The organism is Limnohabitans sp., assembly GCF_046052825.1.
Classification (GTDB): Bacteria; Pseudomonadota; Gammaproteobacteria; order Burkholderiales; family Burkholderiaceae_C; genus Limnohabitans.
The window spans coordinates 1-9,748 of the sequence record NZ_JAVLFP010000001.1; the positions used below are offsets into that span (position 1 = coordinate 1).

At 59.7% G+C, this 9,748-nt stretch carries 12 protein-coding genes and 1 pseudogene; 3 read left to right on the forward strand and 10 right to left on the reverse strand.

Features of this window, described 5'->3' with window-relative positions:
• Together ACKWJN_RS00005 and ACKWJN_RS00010 are read right to left on the reverse strand one after the other, a co-directional pair.
• Window positions 1-578 (reverse strand): TauD/TfdA dioxygenase family protein (locus ACKWJN_RS00005; RefSeq protein WP_408593333.1); only part of this gene is annotated, 578 nt, incomplete at its 3' end.
• On the reverse strand, window positions 565-747 hold the full coding sequence (locus ACKWJN_RS00010) for a hypothetical protein (protein WP_408593334.1): 183 nt from the start codon (window positions 745-747) through the stop codon (window positions 565-567). The genes ACKWJN_RS00010 and ACKWJN_RS00005, both read right to left, overlap by 14 nt.
• 197 nt (window positions 748-944) lie before the next feature.
• Between ACKWJN_RS00010 and ACKWJN_RS00015 the strand changes: the two genes are divergently transcribed.
• Window positions 945-1,328, forward strand: coding sequence for a hypothetical protein (locus tag ACKWJN_RS00015; protein ID WP_408593336.1), 384 nt, complete (start codon window positions 945-947; stop codon window positions 1,326-1,328).
• 15 nt (window positions 1,329-1,343) lie between these two features.
• Here the strand turns inward: ACKWJN_RS00015 and ACKWJN_RS00020 are convergent, their stop codons facing one another.
• Window positions 1,344-2,072 carry a 4a-hydroxytetrahydrobiopterin dehydratase gene (locus tag ACKWJN_RS00020; RefSeq protein ID WP_408593338.1) on the reverse strand — a complete coding sequence of 243 codons (729 nt, stop codon included), beginning with the start codon at window positions 2,070-2,072 and terminating at the stop codon, window positions 1,344-1,346.
• Window positions 2,073-2,164: 92 nt separating this feature from the next.
• Between ACKWJN_RS00020 and ACKWJN_RS00025 the strand changes: the two genes are divergently transcribed.
• Both ACKWJN_RS00025 and ACKWJN_RS00030 read left to right on the forward strand, forming a co-directional pair.
• Window positions 2,165-2,443 (forward strand): cupin domain-containing protein, encoded by a 279-nt coding sequence (locus tag ACKWJN_RS00025; protein ID WP_408593340.1) that lies wholly within the window; start codon window positions 2,165-2,167, stop codon window positions 2,441-2,443.
• Window positions 2,440-3,135, forward strand: a complete 696-nt coding sequence (locus ACKWJN_RS00030; protein ID WP_408593342.1) for an SDR family NAD(P)-dependent oxidoreductase — start codon at window positions 2,440-2,442, stop codon at window positions 3,133-3,135. The genes ACKWJN_RS00025 and ACKWJN_RS00030 overlap by 4 nt, the downstream gene beginning before the upstream one ends.
• Before the next feature lie 8 nt (window positions 3,136-3,143).
• Here the strand turns inward: ACKWJN_RS00030 and ACKWJN_RS00035 are convergent, their stop codons facing one another.
• The 7 genes and pseudogenes from ACKWJN_RS00035 to ACKWJN_RS00065 all read right to left on the reverse strand — a co-directional run.
• Window positions 3,144-4,451, reverse strand: a complete 1,308-nt coding sequence (locus tag ACKWJN_RS00035; RefSeq protein WP_408593343.1) for an aspartate aminotransferase family protein — start codon at window positions 4,449-4,451, stop codon at window positions 3,144-3,146.
• Window positions 4,452-4,471: 20 nt separating this feature from the next.
• Entirely contained in the window at window positions 4,472-5,386 is a 915-nt protein-coding gene (locus ACKWJN_RS00040) for an NAD(P)-dependent oxidoreductase (RefSeq protein ID WP_408593345.1), read from the reverse strand.
• A complete protein-coding gene (locus ACKWJN_RS00045; protein ID WP_408593347.1) occupies window positions 5,383-6,075 on the reverse strand; it encodes a class I SAM-dependent methyltransferase in 693 nt (230 codons plus the stop codon). The genes ACKWJN_RS00040 and ACKWJN_RS00045 overlap by 4 nt, the downstream gene beginning before the upstream one ends.
• Before the next feature lie 180 nt (window positions 6,076-6,255).
• Window positions 6,256-7,848, reverse strand: coding sequence for a gamma-glutamyltransferase family protein (locus ACKWJN_RS00050; RefSeq protein ID WP_408593349.1), 1,593 nt, complete (start codon window positions 7,846-7,848; stop codon window positions 6,256-6,258).
• Window positions 7,845-8,555 (reverse strand): GntR family transcriptional regulator, encoded by a 711-nt coding sequence (locus ACKWJN_RS00055; protein ID WP_408593350.1) that lies wholly within the window; start codon window positions 8,553-8,555, stop codon window positions 7,845-7,847. The genes ACKWJN_RS00050 and ACKWJN_RS00055 overlap by 4 nt, the downstream gene beginning before the upstream one ends.
• The gene (locus tag ACKWJN_RS00060; protein WP_408593352.1) at window positions 8,552-9,529 is read right to left on the reverse strand and encodes an ABC transporter ATP-binding protein; all 978 of its coding nucleotides are present in this window, start codon (window positions 9,527-9,529) and stop codon (window positions 8,552-8,554) included. Before ACKWJN_RS00060 ends, ACKWJN_RS00055 begins: the two co-directional genes overlap by 4 nt.
• Window positions 9,526-9,748, reverse strand: a pseudogene (locus tag ACKWJN_RS00065) (hypothetical protein); the annotation flags it as partial. The pseudogene ACKWJN_RS00065 and the gene ACKWJN_RS00060, both read right to left, overlap by 4 nt.

The following is a 9,748-nucleotide window of genomic DNA, read 5'->3' on the forward strand; positions in this document are numbered from 1 at the left end:
GACACGGGGGGTTTGGCCTGGCGTTGTGCGGGGGTCAGGGGTGGGCGTGTGCTGCCCGATTTGGCGCGCATCATGTCCCAGAACTTGGCAAAGTCATGGGTGATGGTCATGCTGTCTAAACGCAGCTTCAAATCTTCGGGCAAATCGTCGTAGGCGGCGTGCATGTTGGCGAACTCGGTGTTGCCCAAGGGTTCGCCATTGCGGTGTGGAATCTCCAAGCCGTACAAGATGTTGGAAAACGCCACCATCTTGCTGTACGACATGTCGGTGTGCCAGTCCTGGCCCGCATCGCTGAGTCCCAAGGGTTTGCCGTCGGGCCCGATCTTGTTGGACAAAATCATCACCTCGGGCAGACCCGGCTCTTGGTACATATTGGCCACATTGATTTCAAGCTGGCCAAAGCGCTCGGCAAACTGTTTGAGCTGCAAGGAAGTCAACATTTGCTTGGGGTAACTCAGCACGCCATATCGGCCCAAGGCTTGTTCCAACTGCAGAAATTGCGCATCGCTCAAGGGCTGCGACAAGTCCAAGCCCTCGACACGGGCGCCCAAAATTTTTCCGGTTTCAACGATGTTCATGTCTTCCTCCAGTGTCATCACGGCTACACACAAAAGTAACAACTTGCTGCGCCTGGGCCAAGGCCACCATGCGCTCGACCGTGGCCACGGAGTAATGGGCGGGAATGTCTGGGACGGTGGTGAGGTGCAGTCGACGCCACGGCAACTGCATCTGGACCTGCGAAGTCATCCGCATTGAGCTTATCGAGTTTTCTCACCCACAGAGCTTGGGCATGTCACACGCTGGACATGGCAAACATTCGGGTGTTGGCCCAGCAGCGTGGAAGAGGAACACGACACAAACCTAGGGTTAATACCAACTAAATTTGCGTCGAATAGGTAAAAACCCTATAGTCAAGCCATCAGATCACCAACTTAGGAGTTTTCATGACTGCTTTTGTCCACCTCGATTACACATTGGCCCACCCCGGCGTGGTTCGCGCTGAGCGCGTCTATGGAGCCACCAAGAACCTGTTCAAGCGGCTGCAGGGCGAAGCTGGCATGGCCACGCTGTTGCTCACCGTGGCAGGCTTGAGTTTGCTGGCTTCGATCTACGAAATCATTGAAACCTCACCTGAAGGCCAATTGTTGGCAGCCTGGGTGGTGTTTTGGATTGCTGGCACGGCCTTGATCATTGGCACACGCAAAACCTTGGGACGCATGGTCCAAGCTTGGAAGCTTGCAGACCAAGACGCTCGGATGTGGGAAGTGGCGCAAGCCGATCCACGCGTGATGGCCGATATCGCCTGCGCACGCGGTCGCGCGGAGTGATGGCACAGGAGCATTTCAAATTGCCAGCGCGTTGATCGCGCTGGCAAGGGCCAAATCCTTGTGCGTCAAGCCGCCCGCATCATGGGTGGTGAGTGTCAGGCGTACACGCTGGTAGACGTTCCAAATTTCTGGGTGGTGGTTGTGCAGCTCAGCCAAGTTCGCCACCTGCTGGACGAATGCCATGGCTGCAGGGAAGCTCTTGAGTTCCCACTGCCGCTGCAAACTGCTTGCTTGGACGTCGTGTGTCCACTCGGGCACACAATGTGCCAGCACGGTCGGGCTGGCCAAATGCGCCATCAAGCCTTTGCATCCATCCTCCACCAAGTCCAGCACCTCTTCAAAGCCGGCGCTGCCTGCTTGATAGGGGTCCGGCACCACCGTGGCGCTAGAGGATTTGAAAAACTCTGCGAATCGTCTGATCTTGTGTTGGTGCTGGTCAGGGCACTGGTCTTGCAACAAGGCCAGGTTGTCCCAATCCATGGCCAAGATCAAATCGGCTTGGTCAAAGTCGCTCTGGCTGACTTGGCGCGCACGCAAGTCCGCCAAGTCGTATCCGCGACGCAGCGCATGCGCTTGGCTGCGCGCATCTGCCGGTGCATCCGCGTGGTAGCTGTGGGTTCCGGCGGAGTCCACCGTCACCACGTCGAGCAAATGTGCCTGCGCCAAGTGATGGCGCAACACCCCATGTGCGGTTGGGCTGCGGCAAATATTGCCCATGCACACCATCAAAATCTTGTAAGCCATGTCGGAGCGGGTGCAGTCAAAACCTGCACTCTAGTCGAGACACGTCACCTGGGTGCCAAGCAGGGACATCGTGGTGTTTCTAGAATGGCGCCATGACACACCCCCTACTCTTTGACTTCACACAGCAAGCCTTGGCAGATGGTTACCAAGAGGTGGTCGAGCGCCAATGGGCCGCCAACACCGTGGCCGAGACCCACACCCACCCGTTTGCAGCCCGCGGTTTGCTGACCCAGGGCGAGATGTGGCTGACGCAACAGGGTCAGACACAACACCTGCAACCCGGCGACATCTTCAGCTTAGAACCCCACACGCCGCACGAAGAACGCTACGGTTCTGAGGGCGCCACTTACTGGGCCGCCCGCCGTTCGTGAACTCTTTGGGCGGTTCCTACCGCGCACTGGTGATAGGTTCAACGGGGGCCATTGGCAGTGCCTTCGTGCGCGCTTTGCAGCAAGATCCCGCGTGCCAACAGGTGCTCGCTCTGTCAAGGCACACACATCCAGGCGTTGATTTAGAAGACGAGGCCAGCATGGCCCACGCAGCGGCGGAGCTGGCCCAGTTCGCCCCCTTCCAACTCATGGTGGACGCCACAGGCGCTCTGACGTTTGGCACGCAAGGTCCTGAAAAAAGTCTGCAGGCCTTGCACGCCCCACACATGCTCAAAAACATGGCGGTGAACGCCGTGGGGCCCACCTTGTTGTTCAAGCACTTGATGCCGCTGTTGGACACCCAGCGGCGCACGGTGTACGCCAAGTTGTCGGCGCGTGTGGGGAGCATTGGCGACAACCACAAAGGCGGGTGGTACAGCTACCGCGCCTCCAAAGCGGCACTGAACATGCTGCTGCAAACAGCCGCCATTGAAGCCGCCCGCAAACGACCTCTGTTGGTGGTGGCCGCCTTGCAACCCGGCACCGTGGCTTCTGCCTTGTCGCAGCCCTTTGTGGCTTCAGGCGCCCTGCAGCCTGACACCTCGGTGGCAGGCCTGCTCAAGACCTTGGATGGGTTGCCCGCGATCTCAGGCGCACACTTTGTGGACTACCAAGGCTTGCCCATTCCTTGGTGAGTGTTGGCTCACGCAGCCATGGCCAAGCGCAGGGCCCCTGTGGCCACGTCTTCTAACCAAGCCAAATCCACCTGTTGGTGAGCTTCACAAATGAACCAGGGTTCACGGGAGTCGGGCTCCAACATCACGCCGGCATCGATCAAATGCCACGCGAAGCGTTGGTAGAGCGCGCTGTCGGTCTTGCGCCAATCGCGGTAGTTGGTGGGCACATGGGGTGTGAAATGGATGCCAAACATGGCAGGCGGACCGGCAAACGCATGGTCAATCCCTGCAGCAGTGAAGACCCGCCCAAGCAGGGCTTGTATTTGCGTGCCCACGCGGTCGATGGTCTGGAAGGCATCGGTTTCTGCCAAGATCTTCAAGGTCGCATGGGCTGCGCGCAAGGCCACCAAATTGGCCGTGTAGGTGCCGCCATGCACCACTCCGCCTTTGTGAGAGCCCACCACATCCATGACATCTGCACGGCCACCGAAAGCCGCCACGGGGTAGCCATTGCCCATGGCCTTGGCAAAGGTGGTCAGATCGGCATGGATGCCATACAACTGTTGGGCGCCGCCTGGGGCCACCCGAAAGCCGGTTTTCACTTCGTCGATCAACAGCAGCGTGCCGTGTTGATCGCACAAATCGCGCAAGCGCTGCAACCACGCCTGGCTGGCTGAGATGCTGCCAGCGTTGCCAATGATCGGCTCCAACATGACACAGGCCAAGTGCTTGGCGTGGTCGGCGAACAACCGCTCCAACCCGTCAAAGTTGTTGAGTTCGAGGATGTCAAGCAAATCACGCGTGCTGGCTGGAATGCCCGCACCAAAGGGAATCACGCGGGGCGCAGCCACGCCGTGCGGGTCCCACTGCTCGATGTCGGACTTCCACATCATCTCGTCGTACAAACCGTGGAAAGAGCCCTCCACAATCGCCACCCGGTCGCGCCCCGTGAAGCCACGCGCCGTGCGCAGTGCGCCCATCACGGCCTCGGTGCCCGAGTTGGCAAAACGCAGCTTGTCGATTTGCGGGCACAGGGCTTTGATTTGCATGACCACCTCGGTGTCAAGCGCGGTGGAAAAGCCCGACAAGGTGCCAAAGCGGGTGATCTGATCCACCACGGCCGCATCCACCCGCTCGTCGCGATAGCCCAAGATGATGGGGCCGTAGCCCAAACGAAAATCCACGTAGGTCTTGCCGTCGCAATCGGTCAACTTGCAGCCTTTGGCGCTGTCAACGAACACCGTGCGGTCGTCCCCCCAATAGCGGTAGTTTTCTGCCACGCCTTGCGGCATGTGCAAATGGGCTTGGGCCATGAGTTGCGATTGTTTGGACATGGGTGACTTTCAATCCAGGGTCAAAGCGCTTGGCCGTGCGGCGGGCGCAGCAACAAACCCGCTTGCTCTTCGATCAAGCGAACCACATGCAACTCAGCCGCCTGTTCGCCATAGGTTTGTTTGGCTTGTTGAAACAAGGACTGCGCGGCACCCGCCATGGGCAAGTTCACGCCTTGTGAGGCAGCTATGTCGTGGATCAGCCCCAGGTCTTTGCAGCACAAGGCCAATGAAAAACTGGGGTCGTAATGACCCGCAAAAATCGACGGCACATCGTGCTGTGCCACCCAACTGTTGCCCGCACTTGACTTGATGGCTTCCCACACCGTCTCCAACGGAACGCCCGCCTTGGCGCCCAGCATCAAGCCCTCACCGATGGCCGCAGCACTGACAAACCACAGCAAGTTGGTCAGCAACTTGATGGTGGCTCCGTTGCCTGGGGCACCGACATGGAATATTTTTTCGCCCACCACATCAAAGATAGGTCGGTGTTTTTCAAAACATGCGAGGTCGCCGCCAACAAAAATAGACAAGCGTCCCAACACCGCAAAGTCCACCGCATTGGTGACGGGTGCCTCTAAAAAATCAACCTGCAAGCGCTGGCCCACGGCCACCAACTCACGCACCAAATCGACCGCGCTGGTGGAGGTGTCGATCACGCACGTTCCGGGTCGCATCGACGCCAGCACCCCGCCTTCGCCCAGCATCACCTCACGCACTTGAGCTGGACCGGGCAAAGAGGCCATCACCACATCGGCCGCAGCAGCGCCCTGCGCCAAGCTGTCGGCCCATTGGGCGCCCAACTGCAACAAGTTCTCTGCTTTGCCGCGCGTCACATCGAACACCGTCACCGGGTAACCGGCCTGGATCAAGTTGGCCGCCATGGGGTTGCCCATGTTGCCAACACCGACGAAAAACAACCGGGGCTTGGGGCTCATGATTTTGTAAATCCTAGAAATAGCTTGCCACGGTTTTTCTCAGGTGCGTAGGTGAACCCATACGCGGCCATCATGCGCTGCGCTTCGCTGAACGTGTAGGTTCGGTACTTCACCGTTTGGGCCATCACGGTTTGAGCACCATCTTTCAAATAGTAATGTTTGGTGAACCCGATCGGGCTTGGGTCAATCTGCTGCGAATAGGTCATGCCGTTAGAAATGACTGTGTCGTAATTGCGGTGTGGCCCTTGAATGCCCAACAACAACACCCCACCGGGGACCACGCACTGTGCCACCCGTTCGAAGCCCTTGTGGTTGTCCGTGTCGTCAGGAATATGGCTCACCATGAAGGGCTCGTTGTCGCCATCCATGACAAAGTACCAAACGCCCCCATAAGAAAAAGCCAAATCGTGTGCATCGTGCAAGGTCAACTCGCACACGTTTTGCTGAGACAAAGACACATTGGAAAAAGGCTTCAAGCGCTGCTGCGCAATGTCCAACATGGGCTGCGTCAAATCAACCCCAGAAATGGCGGCATGGGGTTGGCGTTTGGCCAACTCTTCCAAAATCAGGCCCGTGCCACAGCCAATTTCAAGCACCTGTCCAATGGGCGCTTCTGAGATCAAACTGCTGACAATCTTTTCGTAGTCGTAGTACCCCGATGTCATGATGACATCGTAGTAGCTTGCCATATTTGAATAGTCACCCATATGCACTTCCATAAAAAACTCAACCGTTGTTATCACTTGGCAAAGTGCACAAGATTCGCAAAGAGTTTAGGTGAGTTCAATAGGTAGATTGGGGCACTTTTTAAATCATGATTTATGAATTAATTTGTACTCAAATTCAACCGTAGTTCGTTCTGTAACTTATCACCATGCTGCCACACAACCGTCGCTGCGCGGGTCTTCGCCGCCTTCGATCCAACCACTCGGGTGCAGCACCAAAGCACCTGCGTGGCCCATGCGTTCGTCAAAATCAGACACCACCTCCACCGGGTGGCCCAAGGCACGCAAGCCCTCGATCACCTCGGGCGCGTAGCGTGACTCCAGCTTGAGCGTGGTGCTCTGCTCGGCCCAGGTGCGGCCCAACAACCAACGCGGCGCAGCCACCGCCGAGCGCACGTTGTGCCCGCCCCAGACGTAGCGTGAAAACACCGCCGCCTGGGTTTGCGGTTGGCCCTCGCCGCCCATGGTGCCGTAGACCAGCAAGCGGCCATCGTCGAGCTGCGCCATGGCAGGGTTGAGGGTGTGAAACGGCTTGCGCCCTGGCACCAAGCTGCGCAGACGGCCGGGTTGCAGGTCAAACGAGCAGCCCCGGTTTTGCCACCAAAAGCCGCTGCGCGGCAACACCACGCCGCTGCCAAACTCAAAGTAAATGCTCTGGATCATGCTGACCGCACGGCCTTGGTCGTCCACCACGCCCATCCAGGTGGTGTCGCCGTCGGAGTTGGGCGCGGGCCATGGGCTGGCTTGTTCAGTGGGCACCTGAGAGGCCAAATGGCTGATCACCGCCTCGGTCAGCAAACTGGTGGGCGGCACGGCCATGGCCTTGGGGTCGGTGACATGCTGGTCACGCACCATGAAGGCTTGCTTGGTCGACTCCACCAAAGCATGGATGCCCGCCACGTTGTCTGGGTTCCAACCCTCTTGGCGGATGCGGTCGTACACCCCCAAGATCAGCAGTGAGGCCAGGCCTTGCGTGGGTGGTGCCATGTTGTAGAGCGTCGCGTTGGAGATTTTCAAAGACAGCGGTGCTTGCAGCGAGGCCTTGTGGTGCGACAAGTCGCGAAGCAAAAGCGGGCTGCCCACTTCAGCCAAGTCTTGTGCAATTTGGCGCGCCAATTCGCCGCGGTAAAAGTCGTCCGCCCCAGCGCGAGCCAGTTGCTCTAAGGTGGTAGCCAACGCGGGAAACCGATGGCTGCTGCCGTACAGCGGCACCTCACCCTGTGCCGTCAAAAAAGCTTGGGCAAAGCCCGGCTGATGGGCCAACTCACCCAGCTTGTTGCGGGTGTTGGCCTCTTGGCTGTGGGTGACCGGGAAACCTTCTCGCGCATAGTGAATTGCGCTTTCCAACAAACGGGCAAACGGCAAGCGCCCGCCCCAATGCTGCTGGCTGTAGGCATATGCCGCGCCCCAACCCGACAAGGTACCCGCCACCGTGTTGGCCGCCAGCGGGCCGCGCCACGGAATGCTGGTGGCGTCGCCATACAAACCACGTGTCACAGCTTCACCCGCCGCACCACAGGCATCGATCGACTGCATGGCCTGCCCCGGTGCGTGCAGCAGCCAAAACCCATCGCCGCCAATGCCCGTCATGTGCGGGTAGACCACGGCCAGCGTGGCCGCCACCGCGATGGTGGCTTCGATGGCGTTGCCGCCTTCGCGCAAGATGTCCAAACCAGCTTGCGAGGCCAGCGAGTGAGAGGCGACCACCGCGCCGCGACGACCAAGAACAGGGTTCATGCTGGACTCCAAGTAGGGGCCACACGCACGGCTGCGCTGTGGGCCGATAACACGCGCGCAGCCGCACTGCGCGCAAACAACAAATGGCTGCGCATCTCGCGATAGCACGTCACCGCGTCACGCGACAACAAGGCCTCGACGATGACCGAGTGCTCTTCAAACGACTCGGCCATGCGCTCTAAATTCAAAAACTGGGTGCGCCGGAAAGTGGAAATGCGGTGGCGCAAGCCGGTAGCCAAATCAATCAGCGTGGGGTTGTGACAGCCTCGGATGATGATGCTGTGCAAGGCACGGTTCAATTCATCGTACTGGTCAGCGTCACCCGCCTGCATGGCCACCCGTGCTTGGGCATGCACCTGACACAAGGCATGGCGTTCGGCCTCTGTCATGCGCGCTGCGGCATGGCGGGCACAGGCGGCTTCCAACTCGCCAATGGCTTCGAACATTTGGTCGAGTTGATTGGGCGTGACCTCGGCCACCACCGAACCCCGGTTGGGGCGGTACACCACCAAACCTGTAGTGGCAAGTTGTTTCAAAGCCTCACGCACCGGCGTGCGTGACACCTTGAAGCGCGCGGCCAGCATGGCTTCGTCGAGTCGCACACCAGGTGCAAAACTGCCCAACACGATGTCGTCGGCGATCTTGCGACACACCTCGTCGCTCAAACCGCCACGGCTGCGGGGAACGTGGTGCTCGGCCAGACTCATCCCAAGCTCACGGGTGTCATTGGATGCCAACACGCCAAGGCACTGGCCCCATGCGCTTGCAGCTCAGGGCGCTCGCTCGCACACCGTGCTTGCGCCTGCGCGCAACGCGGGGCAAAGCTGCAGCCCGGCGGCAATGCCGTCAAATCGGGCGGCGAGCCCGGCACCGCCACCAAGGGCTGGCCCCGGTTGGCCGCACTCACGGTGGACGCCAGCAGGCCTGCGGTGTAGGGGTGGCCGGGGTGGTTCACCACTTGCGCCACATCGCCTTGCTCGACCACGCGCCCGGCGTACATCACGGCCATGCGGTCGGCCACCTCAATGGCCGCGCCAATGTCGTGGGTGACAAAAATCACCGACATGCCCGTCTCTTGTTGCAACTCACGCAACAACAACAAGATTTGAATTTGCACGGTTGCATCCAGCGCCGTGGTGGGCTCATCGGCCAGCAGCAACTGGGGGCGACACACCAGGGCCAGCGCAATCATGGCGCGTTGGCGCATGCCACCCGACAGCTCGTGTGGGTAGGCATCCAAGCGTCGCCGCGCTTGCGGAATCTGCACCCGCTCCAGCATCTGCAAGGCTTGGTGCTGGGCCGTTTTGCGGTCTACGCCGTCGTGCGCCTGAATGGCTTCGACCATTTGCTGGCCAATGGTGTAGACCGGGTCAAACGCCAAGCCGGGTTCTTGAAACACCATCGACGCCACACCGCCTCGGTAAGCATCGAGTGCACGGCCTTGCAGCCCCAGCACGTCGTGGCCGCCCACCGTCACTTGGCCCGTGACCTGGGTGGTGCGCTCAGGGTGCAAGCGCAGCAAGGTGCGCAAGGTCACGCTTTTGCCTGAGCCCGATTCGCCCAGCAAGCCCAGCACCTCGCCCTGCCCCAATTCAAAACTCACATCGCTCAGCGCATGGGCTTTGCGGTGACCCGTGAAGTGCACATTGAGGTTTTGCACCGACACCAAAGGATGGGTCATACCGCCACCTCCTGCGCAGCCGAATGCGCAGATGCATGCAAGAGGTTCTGCCTGGAGACATGGGCCTCGGTGTGGCCCGAGCGCGGGTCGTTCATGTGGCAGGCCACGGTGTGGGTGTCCAGCTCATTCACGGCCATCAGTGCAGGGGTTTGGGCCTCGCACACCGCTTGCGCATGCGGCTGTCTCTTATACACATCTGACGCTGCCGACGAAGCTAGA